The organism is Pseudomonas sp. NY15364 (genome assembly GCF_048068235.1).
GTDB lineage: Bacteria > Pseudomonadota > Gammaproteobacteria > Pseudomonadales > Pseudomonadaceae > Aquipseudomonas > Aquipseudomonas mendocina_D.
The window spans coordinates 34,682-46,487 of the sequence record NZ_JBLUPX010000030.1; the positions used below are offsets into that span (position 1 = coordinate 34,682).

General features: G+C 57.9%; 16 protein-coding genes, 1 tRNA gene and 2 pseudogenes. 3 read left to right on the top strand and 16 right to left on the bottom strand.

Annotation, left to right across the window (positions count from 1 at the left end):
* Positions 1-15 precede the first annotated feature (15 nt).
* A complete protein-coding gene (locus ACNFCJ_RS19810; protein ID WP_153529665.1) occupies positions 16-174 on the top strand; it encodes a hypothetical protein in 159 nt (52 codons plus the stop codon).
* Between the two features lie 164 nt (positions 175-338).
* Positions 339-494 (top strand): annotated as a pseudogene (locus tag ACNFCJ_RS19815) (IS21 family transposase); the annotation flags it as partial.
* A gap of 407 nt (positions 495-901) precedes the next feature.
* Here ACNFCJ_RS19815 and ACNFCJ_RS19820 read toward each other — a convergent pair.
* The 6 genes from ACNFCJ_RS19820 to ACNFCJ_RS19845 form a co-directional block, all read right to left on the bottom strand.
* Positions 902-1,864 (bottom strand): site-specific integrase, encoded by a 963-nt coding sequence (locus ACNFCJ_RS19820; RefSeq protein ID WP_003464213.1) that lies wholly within the window; start codon positions 1,862-1,864, stop codon positions 902-904.
* Between the two features lie 233 nt (positions 1,865-2,097).
* Entirely contained in the window at positions 2,098-2,346 is a 249-nt protein-coding gene (locus ACNFCJ_RS19825; RefSeq protein ID WP_125835803.1) for a hypothetical protein, read from the bottom strand.
* A gap of 227 nt (positions 2,347-2,573) precedes the next feature.
* Complete coding sequence (locus tag ACNFCJ_RS19830) at positions 2,574-2,900, bottom strand: hypothetical protein (protein ID WP_045107818.1); 327 nt, start codon at positions 2,898-2,900, stop codon at positions 2,574-2,576.
* A gap of 54 nt (positions 2,901-2,954) precedes the next feature.
* Positions 2,955-3,332, bottom strand: a complete 378-nt coding sequence (locus tag ACNFCJ_RS19835) for a DUF6957 family protein (RefSeq protein ID WP_416773188.1) — start codon at positions 3,330-3,332, stop codon at positions 2,955-2,957.
* A gap of 21 nt (positions 3,333-3,353) precedes the next feature.
* The gene (locus ACNFCJ_RS19840) at positions 3,354-4,079 is read right to left on the bottom strand and encodes a phage antirepressor N-terminal domain-containing protein (protein ID WP_003464201.1); all 726 of its coding nucleotides are present in this window, start codon (positions 4,077-4,079) and stop codon (positions 3,354-3,356) included.
* Between the two features lie 4 nt (positions 4,080-4,083).
* Positions 4,084-4,569 carry a hypothetical protein gene (locus ACNFCJ_RS19845; protein WP_003464199.1) on the bottom strand — a complete coding sequence of 162 codons (486 nt, stop codon included), beginning with the start codon at positions 4,567-4,569 and terminating at the stop codon, positions 4,084-4,086.
* Between the two features lie 96 nt (positions 4,570-4,665).
* Between ACNFCJ_RS19845 and ACNFCJ_RS19850 the strand changes: the two genes are divergently transcribed.
* Positions 4,666-4,920 carry a helix-turn-helix domain-containing protein gene (locus tag ACNFCJ_RS19850; protein WP_003464196.1) on the top strand — a complete coding sequence of 85 codons (255 nt, stop codon included), beginning with the start codon at positions 4,666-4,668 and terminating at the stop codon, positions 4,918-4,920.
* Here ACNFCJ_RS19850 and ACNFCJ_RS19855 read toward each other — a convergent pair.
* The 10 genes and pseudogenes from ACNFCJ_RS19855 to ACNFCJ_RS19900 form a co-directional block, all read right to left on the bottom strand.
* On the bottom strand, positions 4,917-5,222 hold the full coding sequence (locus ACNFCJ_RS19855; protein ID WP_038664426.1) for a hypothetical protein: 306 nt from the start codon (positions 5,220-5,222) through the stop codon (positions 4,917-4,919). The genes ACNFCJ_RS19850 and ACNFCJ_RS19855 overlap by 4 nt on opposite strands.
* A 491-nt stretch (positions 5,223-5,713) precedes the next feature.
* Positions 5,714-5,789 (bottom strand) — tRNA-Thr (locus ACNFCJ_RS19860).
* Between the two features lie 294 nt (positions 5,790-6,083).
* Complete coding sequence (locus ACNFCJ_RS19865) at positions 6,084-7,298, bottom strand: methyltransferase (protein WP_416773190.1); 1,215 nt, start codon at positions 7,296-7,298, stop codon at positions 6,084-6,086.
* Positions 7,299-7,356: 58 nt separating this feature from the next.
* Entirely contained in the window at positions 7,357-8,046 is a 690-nt protein-coding gene (locus tag ACNFCJ_RS19870) for an ABC transporter permease (protein ID WP_106733388.1), read from the bottom strand.
* Positions 8,043-8,738, bottom strand: coding sequence for an ABC transporter permease (locus ACNFCJ_RS19875; protein WP_416773192.1), 696 nt, complete (start codon positions 8,736-8,738; stop codon positions 8,043-8,045). Before ACNFCJ_RS19875 ends, ACNFCJ_RS19870 begins: the two co-directional genes overlap by 4 nt.
* 54 nt (positions 8,739-8,792) lie before the next feature.
* Positions 8,793-9,545, bottom strand: a complete 753-nt coding sequence (locus ACNFCJ_RS19880; protein WP_416773194.1) for an ABC transporter substrate-binding protein — start codon at positions 9,543-9,545, stop codon at positions 8,793-8,795.
* Between the two features lie 15 nt (positions 9,546-9,560).
* Positions 9,561-10,334, bottom strand: coding sequence for an ABC transporter ATP-binding protein (locus ACNFCJ_RS19885; protein ID WP_416773196.1), 774 nt, complete (start codon positions 10,332-10,334; stop codon positions 9,561-9,563).
* Positions 10,335-11,001: 667 nt separating this feature from the next.
* A complete protein-coding gene (locus tag ACNFCJ_RS19890; RefSeq protein WP_416773198.1) occupies positions 11,002-11,364 on the bottom strand; it encodes a helix-turn-helix domain-containing protein in 363 nt (120 codons plus the stop codon).
* A 41-nt stretch (positions 11,365-11,405) separates the two neighbouring features.
* Positions 11,406-11,651 carry a hypothetical protein gene (locus ACNFCJ_RS19895; RefSeq protein ID WP_416773200.1) on the bottom strand — a complete coding sequence of 82 codons (246 nt, stop codon included), beginning with the start codon at positions 11,649-11,651 and terminating at the stop codon, positions 11,406-11,408.
* Positions 11,652-11,686: 35 nt separating this feature from the next.
* Positions 11,687-11,806 (bottom strand): annotated as a pseudogene (locus ACNFCJ_RS19900) (AAA family ATPase); the annotation flags it as partial.

Here is an 11,806-nt window from a genome sequence, read left to right on the forward strand (position 1 = left end):
TGATCACCGCTATCGATGAGCGATGCCGTCCGCTTAAAAAACGAGGACTTAATGCAGGAGTTCGGAAGGTGGCTTGGCCGAACGTTTACTGGCCTTGCGCTGCATTACGTCAGCATCGGTGCAACCGAGATCGGCATAGACATTTTTGCTGCCTTCCTCAATCAATTGCGGTGACCTACAGGACGTGAGAGCAGACAGTTTAGTGCTTGAGGGATGGGTCAGAATCACCAGCAAAGTGGCTCACAATCACTGGAATGGAGGGACAGAACCATCAGCGCGAGTGGGTCAGAACCCCCGGAATAACGTGTCAGAACCTCAAGCGCCCACACCGTAAATTGACATGTCGCCAGGCATTAAAAGCTGATGCGCTGCACCCCAAATCGCAACGGCGTGCCGCCAAAGTGCTGTTAGCGCAGATCAAGCCTGAAGGGTACGTGGGGAGCAGCCTACTCACTGCGTTCATCCGCGCCTGGCGCGGTCAGCAAGGCATTGCTGGTGATACTGGTCAACGGCACAGATGATCCTATCAATTCCGTAGAGGGCGGAGACGTTGGCTTCTGGGGGATGAGCGAGCGAGGCTAGGTGATTTCAGCGCAGGTGAGCGAGAGCTACTTTGCTCGACTTGCTGGATATACACAGCCTGCACTAGTCCAGCGTATTCCGGCTTCCAGGTGATGCGAGCGAGCCCTAGCCTGAGCTATTCCAGTGGCAGGAGGCTAGGACGGCAAGTGTGGAGCTGGTGCCCATCCACGGTGGTGGTCACAAGGTGCCACAGCCATACTTCCCCGGCCCCAGAGTGCTTGGCCGCAATAGCTCATTCAATAGCCCCGAGCATGTCTGGAGATTTTTCATGCGAGCTATAGATCCCTGCGACTAGGGGCCACTCACAGCAGTCACGTGGCTACGACTGCGGAGCAGGTAGGATCTTGCCTGCTTGCCGTTGCTTCATCTCCGTATACCAATGGCCCCGGGTTGCGGCGGGAAATTCGATTGCTCCCAGAATGCGCCCCTGACCATATCGAGGTGGCTTCTGCGGCTGGCGAATGCTCGCCAAGACGGCGCTCTCTGCGGGGCGTACATGTGATTTCATGCCTGCGCCCAGTCGGCCATCACCGTACACGCTGATCGACGAGATGGACTGGTGCCCCATGATGTAAGCCATGCTTTCTGGGCTTTCTCCGGATGCTTTCAGAATTGATCCCATCTGGTGCCGGAAGCTTTTCAGCGTTGGCTGCTTTTTCCTCTTGGGCCAGAGGCGTCGGCACTCCTTGCGCAGGCAGTCTCTGATGGCGGTATTAGTGCGTGGGCACCCGGCCATCCACTGCGCGGCCCATTCCACCAACTTCAGCGTTCTTGGTTTGTCGATTACCAAGGTGCGGTCAGCGCCACGGTGCAGTTCAGCCGATTTCTTGCCTCCAATGATGTGCACGTGGTTGCCGGAGATAGTGATCGTGCGCATCTCGCATGGGCGTACACCGAGGCAATAAGCGAGCACCAGTGATGCGGCTTCGTCGAGATTGCCGCCTGCGCGCAGGTGCTGGTGCAGCAATTTAAAGTCTTCGAAGGGGACTTTCCGAATCTGCCCCGGCTTGGGCTTTTTCACTATCTGACTGCCTGGTGCCGTGACCGGGTTGACCAGCGCTCTGATGGTGTTTGCTGCCTCGATGTTTCGCCGGGCAAGCTGGTCATTCATTAGGGTGTTCTTGAGGGTGCTGAACGCATTCGGTCGATAGTCCGGTGCACAGGCAAGCAAAGCTGCGCAGATCTGCGCCGAAGATGGATCGTCCTCACCGCAGTGAGACCGATAAAAGTTTTGTGCCCGGGTTTGGTACCGCTGCAAGGTCGTAGGTTGCATCGCTGTCATCTCTCTTCTTGTTGTTTTGATGACAAAGCTAAGCCGCTTCGCGAACGGCGTTGTGTCAGCTCGAACTCCACTGAAACACTCCGCAGCCGCTCCGTTTTTCTCGTTACGTCCGAACTGCCTCAACGCCCCCTTACTCGCGGCGCGAGTAAGGGTTGCGCGCTCTCACTCACGCGACCCGCTTCATCTAAATTCAGCGTGCGCCGTGAGCAAAAGCGCGCGCAAGCGTTTTGTCATCAAAATCGAAGAGCAGCCAGCGCCATGGCGCTGAAAGGACGAGCCGGGGTAGCGCGAAGCGGTGCGTGGCTGGCGTGTCGAAATGGGGCATTCAAAAATGCTAGCCACGCAGTGGCGATTTGGTTATGAAAAAAGTCGCCGAAGTCAGTGTTTTCAAGGGTTGTAGCGATAATATAACCAAAAAAAGGAGTGCCAGTTTTGGCACGCTGAGCGCCATAACTGGCCAGCTCGGTGTCGGTTTGGGCCACTTTCAGCGCCGTATTGGGCACTCAAACTGCCGCTAGCGGCACGACCCCGAGTGTCGCAAAGTCATGGTGCGACATACACGGTGTATCGTTGCGACATGGCCAGCGTGTCGCAGCGTATCTGTGCGACAGTCCACGTGTGTCGCATAGGGGTTCCGCGACACTCACTGAGTGTCGCAGTGCCTCCTGCGATACGCAGGTCATGTCGCATCGGCTATCCCATCGCACTGCTAGTGCAGCTGCCATGGCTCTGGATACTCCATAGTTAGCATTCGATGCAGATAGTCATCCAGCGATTGCGCACCTTTTAAAATGTTGAAGCTGAGGATTACGTAGAAGCTGCCACTTAGCGTGTGCAGCACCCAAAACGGCCCCTCTCGCTCAGCCTGAACGATGGCTGATGTATGAATGTAGGCACCGTCACTGAAACGATCAGCTCTCACATGCCGGTAAGTGATCCCGTAGCCGCTTGATCCGCGAATATAGGCATCAGTCAGGTATCCGGTGACGGGTCTGCTGAAAGGAAGGTCTTCGACCTGCTCCAGCAGCTTCTGCAAGACTGGGTGTGTATACATGGCTATGTCGACAGATCAGTAAATGTGTTGGCTCGATCAGAAAATGCTCGCAACGGCGTCTGCGCTGACCTGGATGCGCGTGCCTGGTCCTAGAAGCAAGTAGGCTGTATTGAGCGTTCTGAAATGGAACTCCTCGTGATGGTGCAGAAGCGACGTTCGGACGAAGTCTCCGACATCCCACCGTCTTTCACTGTCGAAGATAACCGTGTGTGCATAGACCAGAGCAGGTTGTCGTCGGGTCTTTGCCAGTTGTAGGCGCTGGCTTTCAGTGACATCCAGATCAAGCCACCGCCAGTTCCGCACCAAGCAATAGCCGCCATAAACAAAATGCTGCCGTGCATAGGCCATGGCCTCAGTGTCGTTCATGCCACTGCCGCTCATCGGCTCGCCTGCTGAATACAGCAAGTCCGCCATTTCCCTAAGTGTGGCCATGGTCTAAGGCTGTTCGTGCTGAGCGCTGCTATGGTGGTGCTCCTCAAGCTCAATGCTGCACAACAGGGCCGCAAAGTCCGAGTCGAGCAGATGAATGCGCTGAGGGCGGGCATCCACGATGGATTTGATGATCGCGTCGACCCGTTGTGAAACAGGCATCTGGCTTGGCGATTTCGAGCGGTCATGCTGATAAATGATCGTGCTGAGCGAAGCGACGGCTCCACGCAACTGGTGCTCCTGCGCTTCAGCAATTTCAAAACCGTTTTTCGCACTGAATTGGTCGGAGAGCTCTTTGAGCACGGCTTTGCGGTTTCCTGGCTCAGCCTGTTGCGCTCGCCAGTTCAGAATCCGCTTCAGCACCGCAGGTGCTGCCGTTGCAGTTGGCGGTGTCGGCCCTGCCAGCGGTGTGGGCTCACCAAAGAAATGTGCGCGCAACTGATCGAGTCGCATGCGGGCGCCGGGGGAAACCTTGCGCGAGCTAAGGCTTTTCAGCCAGAACTCGAATTCCGACTGCGGCAGGCACAGCATTCGTTTCAGCAGTGGTTCCCCAGGCAGGGCAACGTCATGCTCGGTCGGGCTGTAGCGAGGGGGCTGCAGTTTGGCGGCTTGAGCATGCCAGTTAAGACCCATAGCTTCGCAAATGGGGCGTATCGGCCAGTAACGCTCATTGTCGCTGCTGATCAGACTTGGAATCGACAGTCCCTGGATTTTGATTTTGGTGGCGCGCATCGGATTACTGTCCTCCCGGAGCTGCATGGTTGGGGGAAGTGGCCGGTGGGTGTTGATGCTGTCTGCTGAGGATCTTGTGCATTGTTTGCGTGGCTTCATCAGAGTCCATCCACTTCAGCCATGTCTCGTAGACGTGGGGTTTGGTCTGTTGCAGCCTGGAAATCTTGTTGGCGCTAGCTTCAATGGTTCGGCAAGCATCTCGGAATTGCACGGCATCTGTTCTGCTATCTGAATCCAACTGGTCAAGAATCAGATCGATGAAGTCAGCAGATAGCTGCATTGGTAAGTAGTACAGCGGTGATCCTGAGTCGGGATCCTCTTTAATTAAGAGCTCGTTTTCCCAGATCGAAGCTGCAGCTTTAGCCAGGGTGGTGGGTGCGCTGAACGCGCAGAGCAGTGAGCCAAGTTCGATCTTGGTTTGCTGTGTTTTCTTGTCGATCAAAAACAGGATTTCCGAATTGCTCGATGGTGTCTTGGTGAGGGTATCCATGAATGGCTCCGTGAACCTTTATCCAGATAATCTGTAAATCAGATATCTGTAGATTAGATATACCCTTGCCGGATTGTCAAGCGTGAGGTGTACCCGTTGGAAAAGTCGGTGTATCGGGATGAGAACCTGGTGCTGCTCAGACTGCTAAAGCAGTGTCGAGTGGAAGCTGGTTTGACCCAGGCGCAATTCGCCCAAGCGCTGGAGCGCCCACAGTCGTTTGCTAGCGATATCGAGCGCGGCTTGCGCCGGATTGATCTCGTCCAACTGCGGGATATCTGCCACGCGCTGAACATCGGCCTCGTCGAATTCGTGCAGCGCTTCGAGACCGAGTTAGCGCGTAAGGACGCTTAAGGCTGGAGCAGATTTTCTGCTTTGCTGCGTTCGCATGCTGCCGCGTACAGCGCAGCCGCATCGGAGCACAGCAGCCGTAGTGCCATGATGCAGTCCAGAAGCAAATGGTTTTCCAAGGTGTTCAAGTCACTTGCACTGGAGAGTGCGTGGAGCATGCCGACTGCGGCGTTTTGGCGAAGCTGGGCTTCATCATGCAGTTGGCCGGAGGTGACGTCAGTGCGAACAGTGAACAGGCCATTAAACGCGTCGAGGGCTTGGGGCACTGAGTCGGTGGTGCCCGAAGGGATGTTGGTCTGCGGCATAGGGTGACCTCTAGAGTTTTAGAGAGGCCACCACCTTTCGCTTCCACACGAAGGGTGGCGGCTGCATGCGGGTGTGGAAGACCGAGACTCTAGGAACTCGGCGCGCCGAAGCGCCCCGCATGCAGCCACCATGACACAAGAATCCTCTGGCGCTGTGTTCCTGAAGCCAGGTCTGTCGACCCGCCCAATCACCCTATGCTGCCCGCAGAGGCCCTGCAAGGTGGCACTTTACGGGATATCGGCGAAAAAGGCTCTGACCATGAGTAGCCTTCAAGATGCTGGTAATGCCTAGATTTTGATGGCGGGGGATGTGATGCGGAGGGCGTCATCGGTGATGGCGGATGAAATAGCCCGATGAGCGGTCGTAAGACTGGCGCAGATTTTTTCTAACCGAGTGGTGGTGTGGTGGCAAATCCCTACCCCAATCCTACCCCAAGCCGAATTTCAGGCACAAAAAAGGGCTACGCTTTCACGTAACCCTTTGATTTGTATGGTGCCGGCACCAGGAGTCGAACCCGGGACCTACTGATTACAAGTCAGTTGCTCTACCAGCTGAGCTATACCGGCACTGAAGGGCCGCTATTATATCCATTCATCGGCCTTAGTAAAGCCACCTTCGTGCCGGGTTTTTCCGGGCTCGGCTATCAGCAGCTTTTGGCTTATGCACAAAGAGAAGGCGCGCGCGACGGTCGCGCACTGGCTCTGTGCGTTCGATCACTATTTTTCGCAAGTTATTGTTTTTGTTAGGGCTTCGAGGGCTGTTCGAAAAATGATCAGATGTCTACGAGGCAATTACCAAGTGGCTTTGCAGCATTTGCCCAGAAAGGATCAACAGAGTTATCCACAGCTTCTGTGTGCAACTCAGTCGCGCTCGGCCAACAGCAGCAGGTTGCGCGGGCTCAGTTGGTAATCGCAGAAGGTGCCTAGCTTCACGTGGTAGCCCTGTTCCTGCAGATAGAGGGCGCGGTCGAGCAGTAGCCAGAGTTCCAGTGGCCGGCGGAACAGATTGCGTAGCAACTCCAGGTTGCGCACTTCGGCCAGGCGTTGCCAGCCGTGGGCTTCCAGTGCCGGCCAGTCCTGCTCACCGGGCAACGGCACGTCGCGCAGCTTGGCGAGGTCATGACAGAAGTTGGCGAAAGGTTTGCTGAACCAGTCGCTGGGCAGCGATGGTGTCGGCAGATATTCATCGATGCCACGTAGCTGGCGTTGCAGCAGGTCGAAAGCCAGGCGCCAGGCCATCGATTGATTGCGTTGTCTGCGTACGCGAGCACCGGCGGTGACGGTTTCGCTCAGTGGCAGGCCGAGGTCGTCACGTGATAGCTGCAGGCTTGAGTCCTGCGCCGCTGCTGACAGCGGCTGGTACTGCATGCCGGCGATACGGTTGTAGCAGCAGGGCGCGACCGCCAATTGGGTGCAGCCGCTGCGACTGGCCAGTTGCAGCAGGCGTACGTGCAGGTCGCCGCAGGCGTGCAGGGCCACGGGCGTGTGCTCTTTGCGCAGGCGCTCGCTGCAATCATCGGCCAGCACATCCTGCTGTAGATGGGCGGCAGCCAATCCCAGGCGCTTGCTCAGTGCGCTACCGGACTCGATCAGTGCCGGATCGTATTCCAGGCAGGTCAGATGCTGGTCACCCTGAGTCAGCCAGCGACCGAGGTGGCCTTTGCCGGAGCACCAGTCGAGCCAGTGCGTGGGGCGCTGGCGAAACTGCAGATGATTGGCGAAGGCCTGGATCTGCGCCAGCTTTCTGCCGGGTACATCGACGCTGAAGGTGTGCGCACGCGGAGGACTGTCCAGGCTTGGAATCTCGCCGAGCCCGCTAAGCGCTTGCGCTCGGTGGGCCAGGTCAGGAAAGGGTGCTGGTGCAGAGAGGACGAAAGGGCTGTTGTCGCTGGCCTCGGCCTGTTCCAGGGAGCGGCTGCGTAGCCAGGCGGCTAGCTCTGGCAGCTCGCTCTCCCATGGCAGTTGCAGGTAATGAAACGGCCGAGGGCGCCAAAGCGCCTGATGCTGCAGAAGAAAACTGTCCAAGGCCTGGAAGCGAGCGAGCAGATCGCCTGAGGTAAGAATGGGCTCGGACATGATGCGTATGCGTCTGGTCGAGCCGGGCGGCCCACATAAAGAGGGCTGCCCGGTTGGCTTAGCGGCCCTGGCAGGCGTCGACGCGTAGCCAGCGTTCGAGCAGGCGGAAGGCCTGTACTAGCACGAAGGTTATCGCCAGGTAGAACATTGCAGCGGCGAAGAAGATCTCCACTGGCAAATAGGTGCGAGCGATGATGGTCCGGGCCATACCGGTCAGCTCCAGCAGCGTCACCGTGCTGGCCAGGGCGCTGGCTTTGAGCATCAGGATCACTTCGTTGCTGTACGCCGGCAAGCCGATGCGAGCAGCGCGTGGCAGGATGATGTACAGCATCGCCTGCGGTCGCGACATACCCAGCGCCCGTGCCGCTTCGATCTCGCCGGGAGGTACGGCCTGGATGGCGCCACGCAGGATCTCGGCAATATAGGCGGCGGTGTGCAGCGTCATGGTCAGCACAGCACACCAGTACGGGTCGCGCAGGTAGGGCCAGAGTGGGCCCTGGCGGACGGCATCGAACTGGGCCAGGCCGTAATAGATCAGGAACAACTGCACCAGCAGCGGCGTGCCGCGGAAGAAGAAGATGTAGCCATAGGGCAGGGCGCGCACATACCAGTGCTTGGATGCGCGGGCGATGCCCATCGGCAGTGCGAGGATCAGCCCGGCGACGACAGCGATGGCCACCAGTTCGAGGGTCAGCAGCGCGCCTTCGGACAGGCGTGGCAGCCATTTGATAATAACTTCCCAATTCATGAGACGCTCCGGACGAAGCCGCGGCTGGCGCGCTTTTCAAGGAAGTGCATGCCGATCATGGCGAGAACGGTCAGGCCCAGATAGATGAAGGCGGCGACCATGTAGAAGGTGAAAGGCTCTTTGCTGGCGGTTACGGCGATCTGCGACCGGCGCATGATCTCTTCCAGGCCAATTACCGACACCAGCGCGGTGTCCTTCATCAGAATCATGAACAGGTTACCCAGGCCGGGCAGGGCGATGCGCCACATCTGCGGCAGGATCAGCTTCCAGAGAATGCGACCCTTGGACATACCGAGCGCCTGGCCGGCCTCGCGATGGCCCTTGGGGATGGCCAGGATGGCGCCGCGGAACACTTCGGTGGCGTAGGCGCCGAAGCACAGGCCGAGGGCGATGGTGCCTGCGGCGAAGGCGGAGAGCTCCAGGCTCTCGACACCAAGCAGATCGGCCAGGCTGCGCATCAGGCCGACTGTGCCGAAATAGATCAGCAGTACCCAGAGCAGTTCGGGGATACCCCGCACCAGGGTGGAATAGCTGCCGCCGAGCCACTGCAGCGGCTTGTACGGCGAAGTCTTGGCCAGCGCACCGAGCAGGCCGAGCACCAGACCTACAGCCAGCGCGGACAGCGCCAGTTTGATGGTCATCAGGGTGCCGGCGGCCAGGGCGGGGCCGAATCCGTGGAGGTCAAAAATCATCGGAGGGCTCGGGCAACTGCGCCGCCCAATGGGCGGCGCGGTGCCTTCAGGTCATCAGTAGATGCTGAACGGGAAGTACTTGTCGTTGATCTGCTTGTAGGTGCCGTCTTCGACGATGGCTTGCAGAGCGGCGTTCAGCTTCTCGCGCAGCGGATCGCCCTTGCGTACGGCGATACCGATCTTGTCGTTGTCGAATACAGGGTCGCCCTTGAATTCGAACTCTTTGCCGGCATCGCTCTTGAGCCATTCCCAGTTGACGAAGGTGTCGGCCAGAACGCCGTCGAGGCGACCGGAGGCCAGGTCGAGGTAGGCGTTTTCCTGGGTGTCATACAGCTTGATGTCGACCACCTTGCCCAGGTTGTCTTCCAGCCAGGTGCCGGCGATGGTGGCGCGCTGGGCGCCGATTACCTTGCCTTTGAGGCTGGCGGCATCGGTCTTGAAGTCAGCCGACTTCGGAGCGATGAACTGCAGCTTGTTGGTGTAGTAGGGCTCGGTGAAGTCGACCGCAGCCTGGCGCTCTTCGGTGATCGACATCGAGGCGATCAGGAAGTCGAACTTCTTGGCGTTCAGAGCCGGGATGATGCCATCCCAGTCAGAGGTGACCACTTCGCACTCTGCCTGCATCTTGGCGCACAGTGCCTGACCGATTTCGATATCGAAGCCAGTGACCTTGCCGCTAGCGTCGATCAGGTTGAAGGGCGGGTAGGCGCCTTCGGTGCCGAGTTTCAGTTTGTCAGCTGCGACAGCGCTGGTGCCGAAAGCCAGAGTAGCGGCTGCGGCCAGCAGGATCTTCTTATAGTTCTGCATGCATGTTGCTCCGTGTTAGCGATTGCTGGACATGAATTGTTTACAGCGTGCCGAGTTCGGGTTGTCGAACACCTGGGCGGGTGGCCCCTGCTCCTCGACCAGGCCCTGGTGGAGGAACACCACCTCACTGGAAACCTGGCGAGCGAAACTCATCTCATGGGTCACCAGCAGCATGGTGCGACCCTCATCGGCAAGCGCGCGAATCACATTAAGCACTTCTTGTACCATCTCCGGGTCGAGGGCAGAAGTTGGCTCGTCGAACAGGATTACCTTCGGCTGCATGGCCAGGGTGCGAGCGATGGCCGCGCGCTGCTGCTGGCCGCCGGAAAGCTGGTTGGGATAAACATGGCGTTTGTCGGCGATGCCGACCTTGGCCAGCAGCGCTTCGGCTATCTCGGTGGCTTCGGCCTTGCTCTGGCCGAGCACGCGGCGCGGCGCCTCGATGATGTTGTCGAGCACGCTCATGTGCGGCCAAAGATTGAAGTTCTGGAAGACGAACCCGATCTCGCTGCGCAGGCGGTTGATCTGCTTGTTGTCGGCAGCAATCAGATCGCCATTCTTCGCGGCCTTGAGTTTGAGCTCCTCGCCGGCGACGAAAATCTGACCCTGGTGTGGGTTTTCCAGCAGATTGATGCAGCGCAGGAAAGTGGACTTGCCGGAGCCGGAGGAGCCGAGAATCGAGATGACGTCGCCGTCTTTGGCCGTCAGGGAAATACCCTTGAGCACTTCGAGATCGCCGTAGCGTTTGTGCAGGTTGCGGATTTCCAGCGCGGGCGTCGCCTCGGCCATGGGGTGGGGTCCTCTTCTTCTTCGAATGCACTCCGGCGTACGGCGGGCCGTCCTGGCTGGCGGCCAAGCTAGCATAGCGTTTCCGTGACCGCCAAGCCGTTTGCTGGCCTATGGCTTGCTCTGCGGTCAGGGTGTCGCCTGGCTGCAGATGGTTGTCGCGCAGATGCAAAACGGGTCGATCAGCTTGCGTCGTTCAAATACAGCTCGGCCATGTTATCGAGATGCTGCTCATGTTTTGAGCAATGCGTTGAAGAGGTCACTCCTATTTACGCCGAGGTCACCTGCATTTGCTCAGAGGTCACCCGTATTTACAGGGTAAGTCACCTGTATTTGCCGCTGAGCTCACCTGTATCTGAGGCGAGATAGCTGTCATTCGGCTGCGCTGCTACGAGGCAAGAAGCACCAAGCCCATAGGGCTGTGGGTTTAGTAGGACGAATTTCGCGTCCAGCGTTTGGAGTAGCTTGAATCCCAAGCCATACCGGCAACGGGCGCTCATCCTAAGTGGCTTGCCCTAATGTGGCAAGGGCTACACACCAGTAGCTCAGCTGTGCCGTTTGCCCTGTAGGAAATCCCGAGCTGGGATCAGGAGACGGCTGCGGACTGGAGGCGCTCACTGCATTCTGCTGGAAGCAGAGTAGTCCGTGATATCCGGCGGCCCGGATGACCTCAAGTCTCGGTACTTTGTGATCGGATGAGCACCTTGATCAATTCAATGGCCACGTTTCGATTGGCAGGTGACAAAGTCTGAAAGTGGCGGCGCATTAGCACGAACTCATTTGCGTAGTCTGCTCGCCCTTCCTGCAAGGGTGAGGTGCCCGTATCAGAGACACTTTCAGCTATTGAATATAACTCGGACATACGGATGCTCAGTACCTGAGCGATTTTGTGCAGCAGCTCCAGTGACGGCGGGTGCTGGTCGCGCTCCACCTTCGAGAGATTGCCTGCATAGGTATCCGCATCGAAGGCAACCTGTTCCAGCGTTAGCCCCCGCTCAAGTCGAATTTTCCTGATTGCTGCGCCGATTTTCATGGCGCGATTCTGTTGAGCCTTTTCCTGAGCGACAAAGCTGCTCAGGAAAAAATTGCATTTGCTAATTTTCCTTGTGAGAACATTTGGCGGTTTTTCGTTTGCTCCATAAGCAAACGACACCCATTAAATGTTGGCGCTGATGGAAAATTGACCCACCCTGCCGATTGAAATTTGACCCAGGGCGGATTGCTGATTTTTTTACCAGCAACTGTGGATAAGTCTACCAGCGCAGCTGCTGTTGCCCCCACTCCTTCGCTAGCCCAGTTCAGTTGTTTAAGACCTGCCACACGCAGCCATGTAGCAGGCCGTCGTCGCCATGAAATCAGAACGGCTCATCGTCCTCCGGTTCCTGGCCGCCCTTACGCTTTCGCTCCCGTGATTTGATCTTGGCCTGGGCCGCCAAGCTACTGTGTTGCAGGCGATAGGACTCGTTACCGGTTTC

What these genes read in the sequence shown, in the direction of transcription:
- ACNFCJ_RS19820 (WP_003464213.1), bottom strand. Translation starts at nt 1,864, where the DNA reads ATGACAGCGATGCAACCTACGACCTTGCAGCGGTACCAAACCCGGGCA.
- ACNFCJ_RS19855 (WP_038664426.1), bottom strand. Translation starts at nt 5,222, where the DNA reads ATGCCGCAGACCAACATCCCTTCGGGCACCACCGACTCAGTGCCCCAA.
- ACNFCJ_RS19870 (WP_106733388.1), bottom strand. Translation starts at nt 8,046, where the DNA reads ATGAATTGGGAAGTTATTATCAAATGGCTGCCACGCCTGTCCGAAGGC.
- ACNFCJ_RS19835 (WP_416773188.1), bottom strand. Translation starts at nt 3,332, where the DNA reads ATGGCGGACTTGCTGTATTCAGCAGGCGAGCCGATGAGCGGCAGTGGC.
- ACNFCJ_RS19865 (WP_416773190.1), bottom strand. Translation starts at nt 7,298, where the DNA reads ATGTCCGAGCCCATTCTTACCTCAGGCGATCTGCTCGCTCGCTTCCAG.
- ACNFCJ_RS19880 (WP_416773194.1), bottom strand. Translation starts at nt 9,545, where the DNA reads ATGCAGAACTATAAGAAGATCCTGCTGGCCGCAGCCGCTACTCTGGCT.
- ACNFCJ_RS19810 (WP_153529665.1), top strand. Translation starts at nt 16, where the DNA reads ATGAGCGATGCCGTCCGCTTAAAAAACGAGGACTTAATGCAGGAGTTC.
- ACNFCJ_RS19840 (WP_003464201.1), bottom strand. Translation starts at nt 4,079, where the DNA reads ATGCGCGCCACCAAAATCAAAATCCAGGGACTGTCGATTCCAAGTCTG.
- ACNFCJ_RS19885 (WP_416773196.1), bottom strand. Translation starts at nt 10,334, where the DNA reads ATGGCCGAGGCGACGCCCGCGCTGGAAATCCGCAACCTGCACAAACGC.
- ACNFCJ_RS19890 (WP_416773198.1), bottom strand. Translation starts at nt 11,364, where the DNA reads ATGAAAATCGGCGCAGCAATCAGGAAAATTCGACTTGAGCGGGGGCTA.
- ACNFCJ_RS19845 (WP_003464199.1), bottom strand. Translation starts at nt 4,569, where the DNA reads ATGGATACCCTCACCAAGACACCATCGAGCAATTCGGAAATCCTGTTT.
- ACNFCJ_RS19875 (WP_416773192.1), bottom strand. Translation starts at nt 8,738, where the DNA reads ATGATTTTTGACCTCCACGGATTCGGCCCCGCCCTGGCCGCCGGCACC.